The organism is Streptomyces sp. NPDC058796, assembly GCF_042745235.1.
Lineage (GTDB): Bacteria > Actinomycetota > Actinomycetes > Streptomycetales > Streptomycetaceae > Streptomyces.
In genome coordinates this window covers 408800-428672 of record NZ_JBHYOP010000003.1, presented here as the reverse complement: position 1 = coordinate 428672, position 19873 = coordinate 408800, and the positions used below count along the sequence as shown (strand labels likewise).

Genomic DNA, 19873 nt, shown 5'->3' with positions numbered 1-19873 from the left:
ATCGACGGCCAGTGACTGTCCGCCCGGACGTCGCTCTTCGCGTCCGAGTAACCACTCAGCGCTCCAAAGACCGCGACGGCGGAGAGGGCGGCAGCAAGCACCGAGCGAACCAGTCTCTTGCGCATGGTCGGCTTCGTCCTCACTCGTAAGTCTCCTCTTCCCCCGTCAGATAAGACGATGGCTCATTCCAACACGTCATGGCCACACAATCGGTGCATCATGTTCCTGCATGTTCAGGACCCTGGGGGGTGGAGATTCCGTGGCAAACCGGTCTAATGAGACGCATCCCCATGGGGTGACCGAACTGTGCGACGAAGGCACCCGCCTTTATGCGGACGCCCTGCGCATGGGCAGGATCGCCCGAGCGCACGTGGAGTCCGCACCATGCCTGATGGAGTTCGCCCTTCTGCACCCCGACCCGGACGACGTCGACTGGTTGCGACCGGTTCAGCCTTCCGTCGCCCTGGCCCAGCGTCTGCAACCCATCGAACGGGATATCGCGGAACGGCGTCGGCTCTCCGTCGCACTGGCGGATGCCTTCGATCCGTTCATGACCCTCGGCACCCAGGCAGTGACGAGCGAGCACTCGATCACGGTGCTGGAGGGGAGCGACCGCATCAACACGGCTCTCAACCTGGCCACAGCCCAGTGCCGCTCGGAGATGCTCACCATACAACCGAGTGACGACCGCTTTTCCGAGCGCAGCCTCACCCAGGGACTGGAGAGGGACAAACCGCTGCTGGAACGCGGCGTACGCATCCGAACGCTCTACCAACACACCGCCCGGTACAGTCCCCAGAAGCTCGCCTACGTCGCCCAATTGGCCGTGGGCAAGGCCGAGTACCGCACGATCGACGAGGTCGTGGAACGCCTCATCGTCTGCGACGAGACCGTCGCGTTCATTCCCACCCGGGATGACCAACAAGTCGCGCTGGAACTGCGCAACCCCGGGCTGGTCCGGTACCTGATCAAGGTCTTCGAGTTCATGTGGAGCCGGTCCGTGCCGTTGAGTGCCGGCGCCCCGTACGAGCCTGCCCCCGGCGGCATCACCGATATCCAGCACTCCATCGCCAAGCTCTTGGTCGAGGGACACGTCGACGAGGCCATCGCCCGGCGCCTGGGCATGAACGTGCGCACCTGCCGCGCGCACATAGCCAAGCTGGCATCCGCCCTGGGCAGTGGAAGCCGCGCACAACTCGGCTATCTCATCGCCCAGTCCGGGATCCTTGAACAGAACCGCGGGAGCCTGGGAGGGGAGACCCAGTCGTGACTGCCGAGCCGCACCCCCACGGAACGGAGGAACTGTGCGAGGCGGGGCTCACTCTCTACTCCCGTGCTCTGCGCGAGGGCCACCTGGACAGCGCCGCGGTCACGACGGCGCCTTGCCTGATCGACAACGGCCTCCTGCATCCGGCCATCGACGACCTCGACCGGCTGGAGCCGACCGCACCGACCGTCGCCCTGCAACGGCTGCTGCGCGCGTCGGAGGTCCGCATAGCCCGCGAACGGCGGCGTGGTGAACGCCTTGCGGATGCCTTCGAACCTCTCATGCGCCTCGGCACGCGTGCTGCGGCGAGCGAGGACACTCCGGCCCTCAGAATCCTCAGTGGCAAGGAGCGGACCGGGCAGGCCATCGAGGAAGCCATGGCTGAAGCCAGGCACGAGTTGCTGGCGATCCAGCCCCACGACTCGAAGGTCACCAAACGCCCTGACATCCTCGAAGGGGCCATCCTGCGGGACCAGGCCTTCCTCGACCGTGGCGCTCGCATCCGCGCGCTCTACCAGCACACAGCACGCCACGCCGCGTATTCACGCGCCCGCTACGAGCAACTGACCGGCGACGTGGAGGCCCGGACCCTCGACGAAGTCACCGAGCGCCTCATCATCGTCGACCGCACCGTCGCCTTCATCCCCGCCAGCGCCGACCGCTCCCTCGCCCTCGAAGTCCGCCACCCCGCCCTGGTCGCCTACTTCGTCAACACCTTCGACCGCTTCTGGCACCTCGCCACCCCCATGCACCCCCAAGCCGTCCAGCCACCCACCCTCAACGGCATCACCCCCCGCCAACGAGCCATAGCCGCCCTCCTCATCGAAGGCCACACCGACGCCGACATAGCCGAACGCCTCGGCATGAACGTCCGCACCGCCCGCGTCCACATCGCCAAACTCGCCGCCACCCTCGGCAGCGAAAGCCGCGCCCAGCTCGGCTACCTCATCGGGCAGTCGGGGATTCTTGACTCGGAAGGGTGACGGGGGAGGTCACCGCGCGGGGTGCGCCGTCCAGGCCCGCCTGGGCGATGCGTACGCCCAGCTGCGTCCGGCTCGCCGCGCCCAGGGTCTCCGAGAGGCGGGCGATGTGCGCGCGGGCCGTGCGGACGCTTATGCCGAGGCGTTCCGCGATGACCGCGTCCTGGTGGCCCTCCGCCAGCAGCGCCGCGATGGACTGCTCGCGGTGGGAGATGCCCTCGATGCCGGTGTCGGGGAGGGGGGCGGTCAGCGGGATCGCCAGGCGCCACAGGCGTTCGAAGACCGTGACCAGGTAGGCGATCAGGGCGGGGTGGCGCAGTTCCAGGGCCATCGTGCGGTCGGTGTTGGCGGGGATGAAGGCGACGGTGCGGTCGAAGAGGATGAGGCGGTCGATCACCTCGTCCAGCGTGCGGGCCTCGACCGCGTCGCCCATCAGCTCCAGGTAGTTGAGCAGGCCTTGGCCGTGCCGCGCGACGTGCGTGTACAGGTCCCGCATCCGTACTCCGCGACCGCGCAGTGCGAGAGCCCGGTGCAGCCCTTCGGAGAGCTCCGCCTCGCGCCGGATGCCGCCGGGCTGCACGGTCAGGACCTCCGTCGTGCAGGCCTGCGTCGCCTCGTCCATCGCCGCCTGGATGCGGGACAGGCCGTCGAGGACCCGGATCGCCGTACCCTCCGTGCCGGCGGCGGGCCGGGTCCGCCCGTCCAGGCCCGCGTACCACTCGAAGGCCTCCACCGCCGAACCCACCCGCCGCTGGCTCGCGCTGACCTCGTCGTAGAGCCCGCGCAGCAGCCTGGTCATGACCTCCTGCGGAGCGGTCGGCACCAGCCAGTCCATGTCGTCGGGGTCCGGGTGCAGCAGGGCCAGTTCGAGGAGGCAGGGGACCGGTTCGGCGTCCCGGCGCGGCACCCGGCCGCGTCGTACGGCTCTGGAGTACACCCGGTCCCCGGCCGCGCACAGCCGGTCGGCACCGTGTGGATGCTCCTGAGCCCCGTGCCCGGCCATCGCCCATCCCACCCCCGGTTTCGGCTCTTCCGCAGCGCAACTATGCGCGGCCGGGACCGGGTCCGCAACACGGCTCGGGGCGGGTCGGCGGCCGGAAACGCCTGTTACGGCCGGTACACCGAGGGTGGGTCCGGACTTCGACTCGGACTCGGACCGGGGCTACTTCAGCCCGATCTCCGCGCACGCCGCCTCGAACTTGGCCGTGCAGATGTCGGAGACCTTGTAGAAGCCGTCCGCGATGACCGTCTCCTTGATGTTGTCCTGGGTCAGGGCGACGACGGGGACCAGCTGGGCGGGGATGCCCTTGTGGGTGGGGCTGTCGACCCTCTCGCGGGCGAGGGCGTCGAACTGGATGTCCCGGCCCTGGACGCGGGCCACGGCCATCTCCGCGGCGTGCTCCGCCTCCTGCGGGTAGGACTTGTACACGCTCATGTACTGCTCGCCGGTGACGATCCGCTGCACCGCCGACAGTTCCGCGTCCTGGCCGGTGATGGGCGGCAGGTCGGTGACGCCCGCGTCCTCCAGGGCGTCGATGATCCCGCCGGCCATGCCGTCGTTGGCGGAGTAGACGCCCGCGATGTTGTTCTTGCCGATCTTCTCGATCGCCTCGGCCATGTTCGCCTCGGCGTTCTGCGGCTTCCAGTCCTCGGTGTCGAAGGACTGGGCGATCGTCACCTTGCCGTTCAGCTCGGACATCGCGCCGGCCTTGAACTGCTTGGCGTTGGGGTCCGTGGGCGAGCCGTTCATCATGACGATCTTGTCGGAGCTGTCGGCGTCCTCACCGAGCGCCTCGAGGAGGGAGCGGCCCTGGACCTCGCCGACCAGTTCGTTGTCGAAGGAGATGTAGGCGTCGATCGGGCCCTCGGCCAGCCGGTCGTAGGCGATGACCGGGATGCCGGCGTCCTTGGCCTTCTGCACGCTGTCCCCGATGGACTTGGCGTCGACCGCGTCCAGGACGATGACGTCGACCTTGTCGTCGATCATCTGCTGCATCTGGTCCGCCTGCTTGGACGAGCTCGCCTCGGCGTTGGCGTACTTGACGTTGCCCTGGTCCCGCGTGAGGTCGGCGACCTTCGCCTTGAAGAAGGGGTAGTCGAACTGCTCGTAGCGGGTGTTCGCCTTCTCCGGGAGGAGGAGGCCCACCGTGATGTCGTTGCCCTTGGTCGGGCTCGCCTCGTCACTGCTCTCCGAGGCACCGAGCGTGCCGCAGCCGGCGAGCATCAGGGACATGGAGGCGGCGGCCACGGATATGGCGGTACGACGACGCATGCGAGGGCTCACTTCATGTGCGAATCGGGACGTGGGCACAGCAGTGCGGCCCATGTGACTGAAAAGCCAACGCTTCCCCCACCATCGGCGTCAAGGGAAACCACTTAACGAGATGGGAACAGTACGCTCCGCCCACCGTGCGGAAGCACCGCCGGAGCAGTGCGAGAGTGCCGCGAAAGTACTACGGAGCTGCTGCGGAGATCTCGCGGAGGCGTGCACACGGATCGGTCACGGACGTGATGGCCCGTCAGCCGGCGAGCGAGCGGACGGCCGCCAGGATCTCCTCCAGGTCGTCGACCGCCGCGTGCACCCCCTCGGTCAGGAGGGTCGCGGTCGGGTTGAGGAGGATCTCGTCGACGCCCGCCGAGCGGTAGCGGGCGAGGGCGGCGGCGATCTCGTCGGGCGTGCCGGTGACGACGACGTCGGCGCGCAGCAGTTCGGCCGCCGGGTCGGCGGCGTCGGGGTCCACGCCCGCGCGGCGCAGCATGTCCGCGTAGTGCGGCACGCGCAGGTGGGTGACCGCGGCGGTCTCGGCCAGGCGGCGCGGGTCGCGGCCGGGTCGGCGCACCGCCACGTGGACGGCCGTCGCGACGCGCGGGCGCACGGCGCGGCCCGCCTCGGCGGCGCCCGCGGCCAGTCGCGGGACGAGGACGTCGCGTACGTAGGGCGGCGGGGTCATCCAGGTGATGGCGACGTCCGCGGTCGCGCCGGCCGTGCGGGCCATGCCCGGCCGCAGCACCCCGGCACCGACCTCCACCGGCGCGTGCGGTCCGACCGGTGGCAGCGCGGCGTGCAACCGGTGGTACGCGCCGTCGTGCGCGACGCTTCGGCCGTCCAGCAGGGCGCGTACCGACGTGACGTACTCCCCGACCGCCGTGCGGGGGCTCCGGTAGGGCTCGGGTGCGAGCCCTTCGGCGAACTCGGGTGTGCCGATGCCGTACCCGGCGACCACCGGCCGGTCGGTGAGCAGGGCGAGGGAACGGGCCTGGAGCGCCGCCTCGTACGGGTGGCGCAGCGGGAGGAGGGTGACCGCCGTGCCCACGGGGACGGTGTGGCCCATGCCCGCCAGGTGGGCCAGCACCTGGTGCGGTTCCGCCCGGAAGGACTGGCACAGCCACAGTCGCCGGGCGCCGGTGCGGGCCACCAGCGCGGCGAACGGGGCGACGAGTCCGGGGTGGTCGGGCTGGAGGGGGTAGAGGACCGCCGGCAGGTCGGTGCCGGGCGGCTGCTCGTGGGCGGGTGCGGTCACGGTCGGGCTCCTGTGGGTGCGGGGCCGGCGCGGTCCAGGGTCGCCACGAGGACGCGGTCCGGGTCCAGGAACCGGGCGGCGGCCTCGGTGACCTGCCGGTGCGTCACCTCGGCGAGGGCGTGCGGGTACTCGGCCAGCCAGTGCGGATCCAGTCCGGCCGCCGCGAAGCCGGCCAGCGCGCTCGCCTCCTCCGCGCGCGTGGCGAGGGCGAAGCGGGTGAAGCCGGCGGCGTAGCGCCGGACCCGCCGGGTCTCCTCGGGGGTGGGGCCGGTGGCGGCCAGTTCCGCGAGGCAGGCGGTGACCTCCTCGGCCAGCCGGTCGCCGGTGCCGGGGGCGCCGGCGCAGTCGACCTCCAGCCAGCAGCCGGCGCGGTTCTGCCGGATGCGGGCGTCCACGGTGTACGCCAGTCCGTGGCGCTCCCTGATCCGCCGGGTGAGCCGGGAGGAGGCGTGGCCGCCCACCACCAGCTGGGCCAGGTGCAGCGCGGGGTGGCCGGGGCCCGGGGCGGGGACGGCGGGGCCCGCGGTGAGCAGCAGCGCCTGTCCGGCCGCGGGGTCGTGCAGGGCGAGGCGTCCGGGGGTGGGGGTACCGCGGGGGAAGGGGGGCAGGGACAGGCCGGAGGGACCGCCCGTCCAGGGTGCCAATCGGGTGCGTACGCGCTCCAGGACGCGGTCCGGCTCCTCACCCGTCATCAGCAGCAGTACGGCACCGTGCGGGACGACCGCCCGGCGGTGGAGGGCGAGCAGGTCGGCGGCGGCGGGGACGGTGCCGCCGGGCGGGTCGTCGGACAGCGGGTGGGGGCCGCCGAAGGCGTGGCGGAGCTGGGCCCGGCGCAGCCGGGTGCCGGGGCCGGGCGGGGGCGGGGGCAGCCGGGTGCCGGAGGCGGCGGGCGGGTCGTACGCCGGGTGCAGCAGCAGGTCGGCCAGGAGGTCCAGCGCGGTCGGCAGCCCTTCCGAGAGCACGCTGGCCGACAGGACCAGCTGCTCGGCGGTCACCACCGTGCTGAACTCGGCGCCGAGCCCGGCCGCCAGACCGGCCACGGACCGCCGGTCCCGGGTCGTCGTGGCGGTGCCGAGACCGGCCGCGAGCAGCTCCTGGGCGACGGCGAGGCCGGGTTCGGTGCGGGCGTAGGGCAGGACCAGGCGCAGCTCGGCCAGGGGGGCGTCCGGCACGGTGACGACGACGGTGTCCAGGCCGTTCGGGAGGACGGTGCGCAGGGTCTCCCGGCCGGTCGGGGCCGGGCGGCGCGGGGCGGACGTGGCCTTCATGGGGTGGCCCTCTCTGTGGCACTCTCCGTGGCCCGCTCCGTGGCCCTCTCCAGGGTCCGGACGGTGCTGGGTGCGGTGAGCAGGGCGCGCGCGGCGGCCGACACCTCGGTGGCGGTCACGGCGGCCAGGCGCCCGGGGATCGTGTCGGGGCCGGTGCCGTCCACGCCCGGGAAGAGCAGGGCGCCGCGGCCGTGGGTGACGGCGCGGGCGGCGAGCGAGTCGGCCTGACGGTGGCAGGCGGCCCGGAGCACGGCCACCGCGGGACGCAGCTCCTCTTCCGCGGGCGGGGCGGCGGCCAGTTCGCCGAGGGTGTCCCGCCACAGGGCGACCGCCTCGTCGGTGCCGGTGCCCGGCGCCCGGCCGAGCAGGACGAGCGCGAGGTCGGGGGCGGCGGAGGCGAGCCACTGGCCCTGGTAGCCGCAGCGCACGGTCGCCGCGTCCACTCCCGCCGACCGGGTGAGCAGCCCGGGGAGCCGGGAGCGGCGCAGGACCTCGCAGAGGACGGCCTGGGCGAAGTACGTGCCCTGGTCGCGGCGGGGGTCGGCGAGGGCGTGCCCGATGGCCACACCGTCGCGGTGGTAGGGCACGGGTGCCTCGGGCCGGGCCGTCGCGCCGTCACCCCGGGCGGACGGGACCGGGGCCGGGTGCCCGGCCGGGTCCGGTGCCGCGTCGGGCGGCGGCGCCCAGCCGTCGAACTCCCGCGCCACCAGTTCCGCCGTCCGCCCCGCGTCCACGTCCCCGACCACCGTCAGGACCGCCCGCTCGGGCCGGTAGTGGCGCCGGAAGAACGCCGCCGCCTGCGCCGCCGTCACCTCGCGCAGCTCCGCCACCGTGCCGTAGGCGTCGCGGGCACCGGGGTGGACGGCGGCGAGGACGGTGTCCCACAGCCGGGTCCCGGCGTCCGCGGCGCGGATCTCCTCGGCGACGACCGCGTTCTCGGAGCGTACGGTCGCGGGCGCCGGGGCGAACCGGCGCAGCCGCCGGGCCTCCAGGGCCAGGATCCCGGGGAGCGCGTCGGCGGGGGCGACGGTGTGGAAGACCGTGTGGTCGCGGTGGGTCTCCGCGTTGCACATGCCGCCCGCCTCCTCGACCAGGGCGACGTGGCCCGAGTCGTCCCCGGCGCCCCGCGGGAACATCAGGTGCTCCACGAGGTGGGCCGTCCCGTGCCGGCCCGGCGGATCGTCGTCGCCGCCCGCCCGCACCGTGAGGGCCACGGCCACGAGCCCCCGTCCGGGCACCTCCTCGACGGTCAGCGGGACGGTCACGACAGCGGCCGGTACACGGAGACGCACATCTTGCGGCTGTCGCCGCCGTCGAAGGGCTGCTCGCGCCAGCCGGAGTAGCGGGCGGACAGCTCCAGGCGGGCGATGCCGGCGAGCAGGTCGAGTTCGCTGGGCCACAGGTACCGCATCACCGTGGTCGCGGACCTCGGCGGCTCCCCGTCCAGGAACAGGGTGTTGTGGACCATCATGTTCTGCGAGGCGGGCAGCACGCCGATGGACTCGATCATGGCTCCGCGCCCCGGCACGGGGTAGGTGCTGATCTCGTTCTTCTTCTGGACGTGATAGTCGCTGGGGTCGAAGGTCTCGACGACGACGTGGCCGTCGGGGGCCGTGTGCCGGGCCACCGCGTGCATCAGGGCGATCTGCTCGTCCGGGGCGACCGCGCAGCACAGGGAGTTGAAGGGCGCGAGGACCACGTCGAAGGTGCGGCCGAGGTCCAGGGCGGCGAAGTCGGCGTGCACGGGGGTGATCCGGCCCTCGGGGTCCTTCTCCGCGAGGCGGGCGAGCATGCCCTCGGAGGAGTCGACGCCGTGCACGCGGAACCCCTTGTCGGCGAGCGGCAGCGCCACCCGGCCGGTGCCGACCCCCAGTTCGAGCACGCTCGCGCCGGACGCGGTGAGGGTGAGCAGGAAGTCGGCGACGTCCTCGAGGTCCGGGGTGGCGGGGTAGATCTCGTCGTACACCTCGGCGAGCGCGTCGCTGTAGGCGGTGGTCAGCGCGGTGCCGAGGCCGCCTGCCGGGGCCTCGGTGGTCTCGGTGGCGGGCGTCTCGGTGGTGGTGGTCTCGGTGGCGGGGGCCGTGGTCGTCATCGTGCTCCTCCCGGGCTGGTGTCGAGGTTGTTCTGGGGATGCAGCGGGTCGATGCCCGCCTCGCGGAGGGCCCGTACGACGTGCTCCTCACGCCCGCGTCCGTCAGGGGCGTCGGGGATGCCGGGGTCGTCGGCCAGGGCGCGGCCGATCAGTCCGGACGCCAGCGCGAACGCGCGGTGCTGGCCGAAGCTCATGCCGCTCTGCCCGGGACGCGGGTCCTGCGGGTCCCAGGCGGCGGCGACGCCCGGCGCGAGCTCCTCCGTGAACACCGAGGTGTCGGGTCCGGTGAGCGTCCCCGCGTACCGGGACACCGCCTCGGTGACGGCGCGTTCGCCCGGGCGGTGGTCGCCGTGCAGGTAGACGACGACGGCGTCCCGGCGCGGGAAGTCCTGCGGGTCGGAGAGCACCTTGGCGTGGTAGAGGGCCGCCGCCTCCTCCAGCGCGCCGAGCGTCGCGCCCCACAGCACGACCGCCGCGTCGGCGTCCCGCGCGTGCAGGAAGATCCGGCGTACGGCGCCGGCGGGGCGGGGCAGCGGGCGCGAGCCCATGACGTAGAAGAAGCCGGGCGACAGCGCGGGCCGGGCGGCCTCCAGGGCGACTTCGACCGGCTCGCCGGGCACGGGCGGGGAGGCCGGGCTCAGCAGGCGGTCGGCGGGGACGCGGGCGGTGACCTCCGGGAGGCGGACGACGAGCTGGTCGCCGTCGGGGCGCCGGAGCACTTCGACGAGGCGTCCCCGGGTGGGGGTGGTGGTGTGCGGTACGGCGGCCGAGAGCCGGCGTTCCAGGTCCGGGTCGCGCAGGGTGCGGCGGGGCGGCGGGCCGTCGGGGACGGCACCGCCGCGGTGGCGGCCCGCGTGGAGCTCCTCGTACAGCGCGTTGGTGAGACGGCCGCGCAGGTCGCGCGGGCTGTCGGCGGTGACCGTACGGCCGGCCACCACGGCCCGGCGGGCGCCCGGCGCGACGGAGACCGCGTCGAGGGCGGCGGCCAGGCGTGGGGCGAGTCCCCGGTGCGAGGCGGTGGGGGACGCGCCCGGCACCCGGGGGTTCAGCAGGGGGGTGGTCATCGGAGGTCGCTCCCGTTCGAGGCGTGCGGGACGTACGGAGTGTGCAGTGGGTCCACGGCCAGGCCGAGCGTGCGCGCGGCGGCGGACGGGCCGAGCAGGACGGTGCGGCCGATGCCGGCGGCGGCGCGGGCGACCGGGTTGAGGGTGGCGTGCGACTCGGCGGTGGCGATCAGCCGGTCGTACATGTGCCACCCGGCGTACGCGGCGGCCCGCTCGGGCAGCCCGGCGTCGAGGGCGGTCGCCTGCGGGCGGCATTCCAGGTAGCCCTGCCAGAACGCGGCGATCCGGGGCAGGTGGCGGCGCAGGCTCGCCGAGCCGCGCGCGACGATCTCCTCGTGTGTCAGACCGAACCCGGCGGCGCTCTCCGCGGGCCGGCCGGGGTCCGCCTCCGTCGGCGCGAAGACCGAGTACGTGGCGTGGAAGAGCCACTCCCCGGCGAAGGCGCCCACGTCCCGCGCCGGATCGGCGAGCCGGAACTCCTCCCAGTCGACCAGGTACAGCTCCCCGGCGCCCTCCTCGGCCCGGATGAACTGGTCGAAGCGCAGGTCGCAGTGGGCCGGGGCGAGCGGCACGGTCCGCTCCAGGTCGCGCAGCCGGTGCAGGGCGTCGACCACCTCGGTGTCGTCCTGGACGAGCTGCCACGCCGCGATCTGGGCCATGCTCCGCTCCTGGACGGCGCTCCACGGCAGGGCCTTCAGCCAGGACAGCGGCGGCAGCGGCGCCTCGCCGGTGTCGAGGCCGTCGACCGGCCCCAGGCCGTGCAGGGTGCCGACGGCCCGGCCGGCGCTCCGGCACAGGTCCTCGTCGAAGTCGCCGTCCAGCGCCAGCTCGGCCCCCGAGCGGGCGCCCGGCACCAGCCGGTGGACCATCACGCCGGCCTCCGCATCGGCGCCGAGCAGCCCGGGTGAGCGCAGCGGCGAGGCGGGGGGCAGGCGCGCGGCCAGTTCCTCGAAGCTCAGCGACCGGTCGAGTTCGGGGCAGCCGGTGCCTTCCGGCAGCGGGGCGACCGTCTTGACGAAGACCTGCTCGCCGGTGGTGGTGGGTCCCGCCCAGTTGTCGTTGCGCCCGCCGAACGCGGTGACCGCCCCCGCGTCGAGCCGGCCGAGGCGGAGCCGCTCCAGCAGGGCGTTCACGGCCGGGACGGTGTCCAGTTCGGTGGGCCGGTAGCGCTGCCGCGTGCGCGGCCGTTCGGCCGTGGTGGTGGTCATGGTGTGGCTCCCCCGAGGACCGCGCGGCGGCCCTCCTCGTCGATCAGGTCAGCGATGAAGGCGGTGTAGTCGGCGAGTTCGTCGCTCCAGCCGCAGTACGCGGCGAAGTCCCGCATGTGCGCGGCGACGCGCACGACGGCCGCCCGGCCGGTCAGTTCCCGGTCGGCACCGGCGCCGTAGGCGTCGAGCAGCACCCGCGGCAGCTCCGGTCCGTCCGGGTGCGCCGGCACCGGCAGCGCCCAGTCCAGTTCGGCCAGGTCCCCCAGCAGCCAGCCCAGGTCCAGCTCGGGCCGGGCGGCCCCCAGGTCCTCGCCGGTCAGCAGCGCCACCGGGCCCCGCCGCAGGGGCGGGACCAGCGCGCCGAGGGAGGCGAAGCCGTGGACGAGGACCGCGCCGCCGGGTTCCGTCAGCTCGGCGCACCAGGAGCGCAGCCGGCCGAGGCGGGCCGCTCCCCAGGCACGTACGGCGTGCTCGCGCAGCCGGGCGACAGCGGGCGGGTGCGGGGCCGTGGCGGGCGCGTTGCGGGCCGTGGCGGGCGTCCGCGGACCGTCCGCGGCGCCCTCGGCCGACCGGTCGAGGAACGCCCGCAGCCGGGCGAGGGCCGGGGGCACGTCCGCTCCGTCCGGTACGGCGCCCGCGTGCAGGTCGCGCAGCGCCCGCCCCGCGCCGGCCAGCGCGTGCGCCAGCAGCAGCCGGACGGCGGGTCGGGGGTCGCGCAGCCAGGCGGCGGCGGAGTACGGGCCGTCGGCGAGGTACGAGAGGCCGCCCTCCGAGGCGCGCGGCACCACCAGGCGGGCGCCCGCGGTGCGCGCGGGAACGGCCTTCGCGAGCGGCGCGGCCGGCGGACCGGCCTGGTCCGTGCCCGGCCCGTGCCACCACTCGTGACGCCCTTCGGGGGTCCGCCGTACGCGCGTGGTGCGCAGCCCGGTCGCGAACTCCTCGACCGGACTCACGGGGGCCGCCGTCACTCCTCCTCCTCGTCCCGCCGCGCCCGCGCGTACGCCCCCACGCACAGGCCCATCAGTTCGGACAGCGGGGCCGCGCCCCCGTCCTCGGTCTCGCCCGTGCTGGCGCTGACCGCGGGCACGGTCGGCGCGACGACCACGCCGGGGCGGGCCCGCAGGGTCTCCAGGTGCCCCTGGACCACGGGGCTGAGCTGGGCGCCGGGCGGCAGCGAGGGGGCCACGCCGACCAGCGCGGAGGTGGACTGCAGGGCGCACAGCAGCGGGGTGTCGGTCAGACCCAGCGCGTAACGGGCGACGAAGTGCATGGTGGCCGGGTGGACGAGAACGAGGTCGGGCCAGCGGGCCAGTTCCACGTGCGGGGCGGCACCGGGGCCGGCCTCGTTCCAGTCGTCGGTGAGAACGTCCTTCCCGCACAGCGCGGATATCGCGTCCGCCGAGACGAAGCGACGGGCTGAGCGGGTCAGCACGACCCGCTTCTCCATTTCCGGAAAGGTGTTTCCCAGCCAGTTGGTCCAGAAGGGCAGGAATGCCACGCCGAGCGCTCCGGTACCGACGAGCAGAACCCGCCGGAATCCGGGGTCCGCGACGCCCGTGGGGTCCGGGACCTCCATGACACTGTCCTCCTGGAAGCAAGGGGAATGGAATGGTGTGCTGCCCGGGGAGGGACCGGTGACCGGCACCGGCCCCTCCCCGCGGGTCACTGAACGGGGTGTCCGGTCAGCACTTCTTCTCGATGGTCTTGGCGGTCAGCGAGCCCAGGGCCGCGGCGCACTGCTGCGAGGAGCGGGCCGTGATGATGGTCGCGCGGATCGCCCACGGGATGGTCGGGCTGAACGCCGGAGCGGCGTCCTTGCCGTCGTACAGGCCCAGCTCCTCGGCGGAGGTGTAGGCGGTGTAACCCTCGAACAGGTCCTTCTCGTTCTGCGTGGTCTGCATTTCTCTCTCCCTTGTGAAAGGTGTTGTCCGTCGGCGTTCGCTGCGGACGAGAGAAATATGGCGCACCGGAAAAGGCGCCCGCCATTGGCAGTTTCGGCATGACCGACTCCGGCATGACCGAATCCGGCATGCCCGCGACCGGCATTGCCATTCCGGCGTTGCCGCAAGCGTCAATACCGCGGGCCCGTCCGCCCGCGTAGAAAGAACAGGGTGAAGACACCTGACTCATCAACCACCCAGGCCCCGCGGCCCGCGCCCCGGCCGCCGCTGCGGGCCCTGCTCGCCCACGCGCGCCCGCACCGGCGCGTTCTCCTGCTGGTCCTGGTGCTGACCCTCGCGGGCAGCGCGGCGGGGCTGGCCCAGCCGATGGTCGTCGAGTCGGCGCTCACCGCGCTCATGACCGGCACGGGCCTGCGCGACGAGATCCTGCTGATGCTGGCCCTGCTGGCCGGCTCGATCCTGCTCACCTGGTCCCAGGCCCTGGTCAGCGAGCGCACCGCCGAGAAGGTCGTCCTGGACGTGCGCCGGGGACTGATCCACCGTCTGATCCGGCTGCGCACCGGCGAACTGGACAAGACCGAGCCCGGCGGACTGACCACCCGGGTGACCTCGGACAGCACGCTGGTGCAGCACGCTGCCACCAGCGGTGTCATCCAGCTCGTCGACGGCGCGATCCACCTGCTGGCCACCATCGTGATGATGGGCATCACGAGCCTGCCGCTGCTCGGCATCACCTCGGGCGTCCTGGTGACGGTCGGCGTCGCGATGGGCGTGGTGATGCCGCGCATCCGCAAGGTCACCACGCGGGCGCAGACCTCGGTCGGCGAGATCGGCGCCGCCCTGGACCGCTCGCTCGGCGCCGCGCGCACCGTGAAGGCGAACGGGGGCGAGGCGACGGAGACCGCGCGGGCGGTGGCCGCCGCCGAGGACGCCTACCGGGCGGGCCTGGCCGGCGCCCGCTACCACGCCACCATCGCGGTGCTCTCCGCGCTGGTGGTGCAGGCGTCCTTCCTGGCCGTCATCGGTTTCGGCGGCGCCCTGGTCGCCACCGGCGCCCTGGACCTGGCGGCGCTCATCGCCTTCCTGCTCTACCTGTTCAACCTCGGCGGCCCGGTGCTCTCCCTGGTCGGCGGCACGACCTCCCTCCAGCAGGGCCTGGGCGCGCTCACCCGGATCGAGGAGGTCGAGCGGATGGAGATCGAGAACGACGTCGACGAGACCCCCGCCCGCCCCGCCGGCCCGCCGCCCCGGGTCACCCTGGAGAACGTCACCTTCGCCTACCCGGACCGCGCCACCACCCTGGACGACGTCAGCCTGACCGCCCCGGCCGGCCGCGTCACCGCACTGGTCGGCCCGTCCGGCAGCGGCAAGACCACCGTCTTCTCCCTCCTCCAGCGGTTCTACGACGTCGGCTCCGGCCGCGTCCTGCTCGACGACACCGACGTCTCCACCCTCAGCCGTGCCGAGGTGCGCCGCCGGATCGCCTACGTGGAACAGGACACCCCCATGCTGGCGGGCACCCTGCGGGAGAACCTCCTGTACGCCGCGCCCGACGCGAGCGACGAGGAGGTCGAACGGGTACTGCGGGACACCCTGCTGGACTCGCTCGCCGCCCGGCTCCCCCAGGGCCTGGACACCCACGTCGGCGCCCGCGGCCTCGCCCTGTCCGGCGGGGAACGCCAGCGCCTGGCGATCGCCCGCGCACTGCTGCGCCGCCCGCAGGTGCTGCTGCTCGACGAGGCGACCGCACACCTGGACGGCCTGAGCGAGACCGCGCTGCGCCACACCGTCGAACGGGCCGCCGAGCACTGCACGGTGCTCCTCATCGCCCACCGCCTGTCCACGGTGACCTCCGCCGACCACATGGTGCTGCTCGCCGGCGGCCGGGTGCGCGACCATGGACGGCACGGGGAACTCCTGGGCAGGGACGAGCTGTACCGGGACCTCGCGGCCACCCAACTGACGGCCGCGGGCGCCTGAGAGGACCCCGTACTGACGTACTGACCAACCGTCAGAACCGCACAGCAAAGGAAGACCGCATGGGGCAGGACCCGGCATCCGCGTACGACGACCACGACATCTACGACGGCGGGGACGGCGAGGACGGCGAGGACACGGAGGACAAGCCCGTCCTGGAGACCGTCGCCGAGGACGACCGCTTCGGGACCATAACCGTCCGCCTGGACACCGGGCGTGGCGAGGTCACCGTCGAAGGGGACGCGGTGCCCCGCGTCGAGCTGTACCGCGAGGAGGGGACGGAGACCGACGACCACACCCCCGTCGGCACCCGGGACGGGGACCGGCTGACGCTGACCGTCGGCGGGGAGCCCGCCGTGATCAGCCCCGCCAAGGGGCGCCTGACCCGGCGTTCGTTCGCCGTGGACGTGCGCCACGCGGGCCGCACCTGGCGCCTGGTGCCCGACTCGATCCCCGGCAGCCGCCTGCTGCGCGGTCAGGACCACCTCGGGGACTTCTCCTCCGACGGTGACGGCCGGGTGCTGGCCGAGTGGCGCGAGGACGCCGAACCCGAGGCGCTGGACGCGGCCCTCGGCTACGCGCTGGCCGCCGCGTTCGGCACCGGCGCCCAGCCGATGTGGATGCTGGCCATGGAGGCGGTCGGCGACATGATCCCCGGCTGACACCGGCCCCACCGCACCGCGCGGAGCCCCTCCGGTTTCCTGCCGGAGGGGCTCCGCTTCGTCGTGGTCGCGGAGGTCAGCCGCGTACCTGGCGAATGTCGTCCGCGTACAGGTGCGCCACGATCGCCGCCTCGAACCGCGTGGTGAGGCCCAGCTTGCGCACGATGCTCGCGGTGTGGGCCCGCACCGTGCGCTCCGCGATCCCCAGCCGCCGGGCCAGCCGGCGGTTCTGCTCCCCCGTGGCGAGCAGCAGGAGTACCTCCAGCTCCCGCCCGGTGAGCGCGGAGAAGTCCAGCCCGGAGAGGTCGGGCGCGGCGGGGCGGGCGGAGGTTCCGCTCGTGGAGATGTCGTGCGCCTTGTCCTGTACGGCAACAGCCATGTCGTTCCCCCTGGTTGTGTTCGGACGTGTCGCATTCCGTCGGCTCTTGACCGGCGTACGTCGGTTGGTGTCCGACGGCTCTCAGCCTGCCAAGAGGCGGGGTCCTGGGCACGCCCCGGACACAGCAGCTTGCTGCACCGGCGCGACACCATCCTGCCGACCCCGGCACCGGGTCTTGACCAACGCATTACCCTGGGTGGCGATCATTTCGGTGGATTCCGCTTCGCCGCGGGCCTGACCATCCGCACCCGGCGACGCCTCCACCGGACCGGCCGGTACGCGACGATCACGGGGGAAGGATGAAGAATGAGGGCAGCATGGGCCTGCTGGGGCTCAACGCCATGGAGGAGCGGGTCTATCGCCACTTCCTGAGGTACCCGGGGACCACGGCCGAGGACATTCACCTGCTCTTCGACGCACCGCAGCAGGACGTGCGCGCCGTACTGGACCGCCTGGCCGGACTCGGCCTCCTGAGGCCCGGCGCGCGGGAGGACACCCTGACGGCGGCGGACCCCGAGATCGCGGTCGGCCTGCTCACCGACCGCCGGCTGAGCGAGCTGCACCACGAGTTGCAGCAGGTGACCAGACCCCGCCACCTGGTCGCCGAACTGCGCGCGGAACAGGGCGCGCACCCGCCCGCGGGCGGCGGCGTGGAACGGATGACGGACCTGGCGCAGATCCGGCACCGGATCGACGACCTCGCCTTCTTCGCCCGCCGCGAGATCCTCTCGGTCGAGCCGTACCAGGCGCTCACCCCCGAGAACATCGAGCACGCGCGTCCCCTGGACGCCCGCTGTCTGCGCCGGGGGGTGCGCATACGCAACGTGGTCCTGCGAGAGGCGCTCGACGACCCCGGGACGGCGGCGTACCTGCGCGAACTCGGCTCGCTCGGCGCGGAGATACGGGTCGCGCCGGACATAGCCGAACGCGTCCTCGTCTACGACCGGCACACCGCCCTGGTGCCGACCGACCCCGGGGACACCTCGCGCGGTGCCCTGATCGCCCAGGAACCGGGGCTGGTCGCCGGGCTGTTGTCCCTCTTCGAGAAGATCTGGGACCAGGCCACGGACCTGGACCGGGTGCTCGGGGACCCGCCCGCGGACGACGTCAGCCTCTCGCCGGTGGAACTGGACGTCCTCAGGTCCATGTGCCGCGTCGCCAAGGACGAGATCGGCGCGCGCGAGCTGGGCGTCTCCCTGCGCACCTACCGCCGGCACGTGGCCGACGTCCTGCGCGTCCTGGACGCCAGCAACCGCCCGCACGCGGCGCTGCTGGCCCGGGAGCGGGGCTGGGTGTGACCGTCACGTCACCCGGCCTCCTCCCCGGCCTCGGGCCGCCAGGCGCGCAGCGCCGGGTCCTCCAGGGCACCGGCCAGCCACGCCCGTACGGCGGCGACGGGTGAACCGGCGGGGGGCCGGATCCGCAACTGGATCCGGCCCCCCGTCTCGTCGAGTCGCCAGGAACGCTCCCACTCCCCGGGCAACTTGCCCAGGAGTCTGACCACGGCGGTCGCGGCGGGCGCGGTGCCCGGCTGCCCGCACACCAGCACCAGGTCCTGGAACTCCGTCTCCGTCATCTCTTCCGTCTCACTGCCAGCCGTTGACCGAGGCTTTGACCGACGGTCCGCCGCCCGCGCCCACCGCCGCGCCCAGCGGCAGTGCCACGAGCAGCGCCAGCACGAGCGCCGTGAACCCGGTACCGAAGATCTTGCCCATCCGTGTTCTCCCCCTGTCGTCCATGCCCCCGACTCTGCCAGCGCACGGACGCCCCCTGAAGACGGCTCGCTGTCAGGATGCTGCAGGCGGCGGGGCACTTGCTGTCAGCCGGGTCCGCGCACGCGCGGGGCCCGGGAGTCCCGTAAGGACTCCCGGGCCCCGCCGACGAGTCGCCGTCAGTCCGACTGCTGCCGCTTGGGACGCCACACCACCAGCGCGCTGGTCTGCTGGACCTCCTGGTACGGGACCAGGTCCCGGCGGTACGAGGCGTGCACCGCCGCCTCGCGCTGGCGCATCGCCGTGGCGGCGCCGTCGAGGGCGTCCTGCATCTCGGCCAGGCGCGCCTGAAGGGCGGCGACCTGGTTCTCCAGTTCGATGATGCGCTTGATTCCGGCCAGGTTGATGCCCTCGTCCTGCGACAACTGCTGCACCTGGCGGAGCAGTTCGATGTCGCGGGCCGAGTAGCGCCGGCCGCGCCCGGCCGTGCGGTCCGGGGAGACCAGGCCGAGGCGGTCGTACTGGCGCAGGGTCTGCGGGTGCAGACCGGAGAGCTGGGCAGCCACCGAGATGACGTAGACCGGGGTGTCCTCGGTCAGTTCGTACGGGTTGCGTCGACGACCGTCCATTCCCGTCAAGCTCCCTTCGCGGCCTGGAACAGCTCCGCCCGCGGATCCTCGTCCGCGGTCGCCTCGCGATACGCCTCGAGCGCGTCACGAGCCTTCCCCGTCAGGTCCTTCGGAACACTCACCTCGACGGTGACCAGAAGGTCGCCGCGGGTGCCGTCCTTGCGGACCGCGCCCTTGCCCCGGGCGCGCATGGTGCGGCCGTTGGGCGTGCCCGCCGGCAGCTTCAGCGTGACCGGCGGGCCGCCGAGGGTCGGGACCCGGACCTCGCCGCCGAGGGCCGCCTCCGCGTACGTCACCGGGACGGTGACCGTGAGGTTGTCGCCCCGGCGTCCGAAGACGGGGTGCTCCTTGACGTGCACGACCACGTACAGGTCGCCCGCCGGGCCGCCCCGCTCGCCCGGCGTGCCCTTGCCGCGCAGCCGGATGCGCTGCCCGTCCGACACCCCGGCCGGGATGCGGACCTGCATCGTCCGGGAGGACTTGGCGCGTCCGGAGCCCTTGCAGACGTCGCAGGGGTCCTCGGCGATCAGGCCGCGGCCCTTGCAGTCGGGGCACGGGTCGGTGAGCGAGAAGCCGCCGCCCGAACCCCGGGCGACCTGCCCGGTGCCGACGCAGGTCGGGCACACGCGCGGCGTGCCGTTCTTGTCGCCGGTGCCCGAACAGGCCTTGCAGGGGGCCTGCGAGGACATCCTGAGCGGGACCGTGGCGCCCTCGATGGCCTCGGTGAAGCTGAGGGTGACCTCGGACTCGATGTCCTGGCCCCGGCGCGGCTGGGTGCGCGTGCCGGTGCCGGGTCCGCCGCCGGTGCGGTTGAACAGGCCGCCGAAGACGTCCCCGAGGCCGCCGCCGAAGCCGCCGGCGCCGCCCTGGCCGCCTCCGCCCTGGGCGCCGCCTCCGAAGAGGTCGCCCAGGTCGAAGTTGAAGGTGCCGCCGCCCGCGCCCGGCCCCGGGCGGAAACCGCCGTTGCCGAAGAGGGCGCGGGCCTCGTCGTACTCCTTGCGCTTCTTGGGATCACCGAGGATGTCGTTGGCCTCGGAGATCTCCTTGAAGCGCTCCTCCGCCTTGACGTTTCCCTTGTTGGCGTCCGGGTGGTTCTCGCGGGCGAGCTTCCGGTACGCCTTCTTGATCTCGGCCTCGGTGGCGTCCTTGGGGACGCCGAGAACCTTGTAGTAGTCCTTCTCGATGAAGTCCTTGGTACTCATCCCCGACGTCC

Annotated in this window: 21 protein-coding genes; 5 read left to right on the top strand and 16 right to left on the bottom strand. The window is 73.4% G+C overall.

The window, feature by feature from the left end; all coding sequences use genetic code 11:
- The first annotated feature begins 229 nt into the window (after nucleotides 1-229).
- Entirely contained in the window at nucleotides 230-1270 is a 1041-nt protein-coding gene (locus ACFW47_RS10670; RefSeq protein ID WP_386279777.1) for a helix-turn-helix transcriptional regulator, read from the top strand.
- Nucleotides 1267-2250, top strand: coding sequence for a LuxR C-terminal-related transcriptional regulator (locus ACFW47_RS10665; RefSeq protein WP_386305509.1), 984 nt, complete (start codon nucleotides 1267-1269; stop codon nucleotides 2248-2250). Before ACFW47_RS10670 ends, ACFW47_RS10665 begins: the two co-directional genes overlap by 4 nt.
- On the opposite strand, the gene ACFW47_RS10660 is transcribed toward ACFW47_RS10665, so the two are convergent.
- The 11 genes from ACFW47_RS10660 to lxmA all read right to left on the bottom strand — a co-directional run bounded on the left by ACFW47_RS10660 (nucleotide 2213) and on the right by lxmA (nucleotide 13301).
- The gene (locus tag ACFW47_RS10660) at nucleotides 2213-3250 is read right to left on the bottom strand and encodes a LuxR C-terminal-related transcriptional regulator (protein ID WP_386305507.1); all 1038 of its coding nucleotides are present in this window, start codon (nucleotides 3248-3250) and stop codon (nucleotides 2213-2215) included. The genes ACFW47_RS10665 and ACFW47_RS10660 overlap by 38 nt on opposite strands.
- 159 nt (nucleotides 3251-3409) lie before the next feature.
- Nucleotides 3410-4519, bottom strand: a complete 1110-nt coding sequence (locus ACFW47_RS10655; RefSeq protein ID WP_386279784.1) for a substrate-binding domain-containing protein — start codon at nucleotides 4517-4519, stop codon at nucleotides 3410-3412.
- A gap of 247 nt (nucleotides 4520-4766) precedes the next feature.
- Entirely contained in the window at nucleotides 4767-5768 is a 1002-nt protein-coding gene (lxmJ, locus tag ACFW47_RS10650; protein WP_386279788.1) for a F420-dependent peptide dehydroalanine reductase LxmJ, read from the bottom strand.
- Entirely contained in the window at nucleotides 5765-7036 is a 1272-nt protein-coding gene (locus ACFW47_RS10645) for a M16 family metallopeptidase (protein ID WP_386305505.1), read from the bottom strand. Before ACFW47_RS10645 ends, lxmJ begins: the two co-directional genes overlap by 4 nt.
- On the bottom strand, nucleotides 7033-8301 hold the full coding sequence (locus ACFW47_RS10640) for a M16 family metallopeptidase (protein ID WP_386279794.1): 1269 nt from the start codon (nucleotides 8299-8301) through the stop codon (nucleotides 7033-7035). Before ACFW47_RS10640 ends, ACFW47_RS10645 begins: the two co-directional genes overlap by 4 nt.
- Nucleotides 8298-9128, bottom strand: coding sequence for a class I SAM-dependent methyltransferase (locus ACFW47_RS10635; RefSeq protein WP_386279796.1), 831 nt, complete (start codon nucleotides 9126-9128; stop codon nucleotides 8298-8300). The genes ACFW47_RS10640 and ACFW47_RS10635 overlap by 4 nt, the downstream gene beginning before the upstream one ends.
- Nucleotides 9125-10192, bottom strand: a complete 1068-nt coding sequence (locus ACFW47_RS10630; protein ID WP_386279798.1) for a T3SS effector HopA1 family protein — start codon at nucleotides 10190-10192, stop codon at nucleotides 9125-9127. Before ACFW47_RS10630 ends, ACFW47_RS10635 begins: the two co-directional genes overlap by 4 nt.
- A complete protein-coding gene (gene lxmK / locus ACFW47_RS10625; RefSeq protein ID WP_386279801.1) occupies nucleotides 10189-11400 on the bottom strand; it encodes a class V lanthionine synthetase subunit LxmK in 1212 nt (403 codons plus the stop codon). The genes ACFW47_RS10630 and lxmK overlap by 4 nt, the downstream gene beginning before the upstream one ends.
- On the bottom strand, nucleotides 11397-12368 hold the full coding sequence (locus tag ACFW47_RS10620; RefSeq protein WP_386305503.1) for a hypothetical protein: 972 nt from the start codon (nucleotides 12366-12368) through the stop codon (nucleotides 11397-11399). The genes lxmK and ACFW47_RS10620 overlap by 4 nt, the downstream gene beginning before the upstream one ends.
- Nucleotides 12365-12976: a peptide terminal cysteine decarboxylase LxmD gene (gene lxmD, locus ACFW47_RS10615; protein ID WP_386279806.1), complete on the bottom strand. Its 612-nt coding sequence runs from the start codon at nucleotides 12974-12976 to the stop codon at nucleotides 12365-12367. Before lxmD ends, ACFW47_RS10620 begins: the two co-directional genes overlap by 4 nt.
- A gap of 106 nt (nucleotides 12977-13082) precedes the next feature.
- The gene (gene lxmA, locus ACFW47_RS10610; RefSeq protein WP_019324892.1) at nucleotides 13083-13301 is read right to left on the bottom strand and encodes a lexapeptide family class V lantibiotic; all 219 of its coding nucleotides are present in this window, start codon (nucleotides 13299-13301) and stop codon (nucleotides 13083-13085) included.
- 210 nt (nucleotides 13302-13511) lie between these two features.
- Here lxmA and ACFW47_RS10605 point away from each other — a divergent pair, with 210 nt between their 5' ends.
- Nucleotides 13512-15281 (top strand): ABC transporter ATP-binding protein, encoded by a 1770-nt coding sequence (locus tag ACFW47_RS10605; RefSeq protein ID WP_386305502.1) that lies wholly within the window; start codon nucleotides 13512-13514, stop codon nucleotides 15279-15281.
- Between the two features lie 59 nt (nucleotides 15282-15340).
- Nucleotides 15341-15940, top strand: coding sequence for a hypothetical protein (locus ACFW47_RS10600; protein WP_386279812.1), 600 nt, complete (start codon nucleotides 15341-15343; stop codon nucleotides 15938-15940).
- A gap of 76 nt (nucleotides 15941-16016) precedes the next feature.
- Here ACFW47_RS10600 and ACFW47_RS10595 read toward each other — a convergent pair whose 3' ends face one another.
- Nucleotides 16017-16319 (bottom strand): response regulator transcription factor, encoded by a 303-nt coding sequence (locus tag ACFW47_RS10595; RefSeq protein ID WP_386279814.1) that lies wholly within the window; start codon nucleotides 16317-16319, stop codon nucleotides 16017-16019.
- A 317-nt stretch (nucleotides 16320-16636) separates the two neighbouring features.
- Between ACFW47_RS10595 and ACFW47_RS10590 the strand changes: the two genes are divergently transcribed.
- Nucleotides 16637-17617 (top strand): helix-turn-helix transcriptional regulator, encoded by a 981-nt coding sequence (locus tag ACFW47_RS10590; RefSeq protein ID WP_386280314.1) that lies wholly within the window; start codon nucleotides 16637-16639, stop codon nucleotides 17615-17617.
- Nucleotides 17618-17625: 8 nt separating this feature from the next.
- Here ACFW47_RS10590 and ACFW47_RS10585 read toward each other — a convergent pair whose 3' ends face one another.
- The 4 genes from ACFW47_RS10585 to dnaJ all read right to left on the bottom strand — a co-directional run bounded on the left by ACFW47_RS10585 (nucleotide 17626) and on the right by dnaJ (nucleotide 19862).
- On the bottom strand, nucleotides 17626-17895 hold the full coding sequence (locus ACFW47_RS10585; protein WP_386279816.1) for a hypothetical protein: 270 nt from the start codon (nucleotides 17893-17895) through the stop codon (nucleotides 17626-17628).
- 10 nt (nucleotides 17896-17905) lie between these two features.
- Nucleotides 17906-18034 carry a hypothetical protein gene (locus ACFW47_RS10580; RefSeq protein WP_386305501.1) on the bottom strand — a complete coding sequence of 43 codons (129 nt, stop codon included), beginning with the start codon at nucleotides 18032-18034 and terminating at the stop codon, nucleotides 17906-17908.
- 176 nt (nucleotides 18035-18210) lie between these two features.
- Entirely contained in the window at nucleotides 18211-18660 is a 450-nt protein-coding gene (locus tag ACFW47_RS10575) for a heat shock protein transcriptional repressor HspR (protein WP_361212019.1), read from the bottom strand.
- 5 nt (nucleotides 18661-18665) lie between these two features.
- Nucleotides 18666-19862, bottom strand: a complete 1197-nt coding sequence (dnaJ, locus tag ACFW47_RS10570) for a molecular chaperone DnaJ (protein WP_272586665.1) — start codon at nucleotides 19860-19862, stop codon at nucleotides 18666-18668.
- Between the last annotated feature and the right edge of the window lie 11 nt (nucleotides 19863-19873).

Bases quoted from the DNA above. Each gene is read 5' to 3' on its own strand.
- ACFW47_RS10670 (WP_386279777.1), top strand. From the start codon at position 230: ATGTTCAGGACCCTGGGGGGTGGAGATTCCGTGGCAAACCGGTCTAAT.
- ACFW47_RS10660 (WP_386305507.1), bottom strand. From the start codon at position 3,250: ATGGCCGGGCACGGGGCTCAGGAGCATCCACACGGTGCCGACCGGCTG.
- ACFW47_RS10655 (WP_386279784.1), bottom strand. From the start codon at position 4,519: ATGCGTCGTCGTACCGCCATATCCGTGGCCGCCGCCTCCATGTCCCTG.
- ACFW47_RS10645 (WP_386305505.1), bottom strand. From the start codon at position 7,036: ATGAAGGCCACGTCCGCCCCGCGCCGCCCGGCCCCGACCGGCCGGGAG.
- ACFW47_RS10635 (WP_386279796.1), bottom strand. From the start codon at position 9,128: ATGACGACCACGGCCCCCGCCACCGAGACCACCACCACCGAGACGCCC.
- ACFW47_RS10630 (WP_386279798.1), bottom strand. From the start codon at position 10,192: ATGACCACCCCCCTGCTGAACCCCCGGGTGCCGGGCGCGTCCCCCACC.
- lxmK (WP_386279801.1), bottom strand. From the start codon at position 11,400: ATGACCACCACCACGGCCGAACGGCCGCGCACGCGGCAGCGCTACCGG.
- lxmD (WP_386279806.1), bottom strand. From the start codon at position 12,976: ATGGAGGTCCCGGACCCCACGGGCGTCGCGGACCCCGGATTCCGGCGG.
- lxmA (WP_019324892.1), bottom strand. From the start codon at position 13,301: ATGCAGACCACGCAGAACGAGAAGGACCTGTTCGAGGGTTACACCGCC.
- ACFW47_RS10600 (WP_386279812.1), top strand. From the start codon at position 15,341: ATGGGGCAGGACCCGGCATCCGCGTACGACGACCACGACATCTACGAC.
- ACFW47_RS10595 (WP_386279814.1), bottom strand. From the start codon at position 16,319: ATGGCTGTTGCCGTACAGGACAAGGCGCACGACATCTCCACGAGCGGA.
- ACFW47_RS10590 (WP_386280314.1), top strand. From the start codon at position 16,637: ATGGGCCTGCTGGGGCTCAACGCCATGGAGGAGCGGGTCTATCGCCAC.
- ACFW47_RS10585 (WP_386279816.1), bottom strand. From the start codon at position 17,895: ATGACGGAGACGGAGTTCCAGGACCTGGTGCTGGTGTGCGGGCAGCCG.
- ACFW47_RS10580 (WP_386305501.1), bottom strand. From the start codon at position 18,034: ATGGGCAAGATCTTCGGTACCGGGTTCACGGCGCTCGTGCTGGCGCTG.
- ACFW47_RS10575 (WP_361212019.1), bottom strand. From the start codon at position 18,660: ATGGACGGTCGTCGACGCAACCCGTACGAACTGACCGAGGACACCCCG.
- dnaJ (WP_272586665.1), bottom strand. From the start codon at position 19,862: ATGAGTACCAAGGACTTCATCGAGAAGGACTACTACAAGGTTCTCGGC.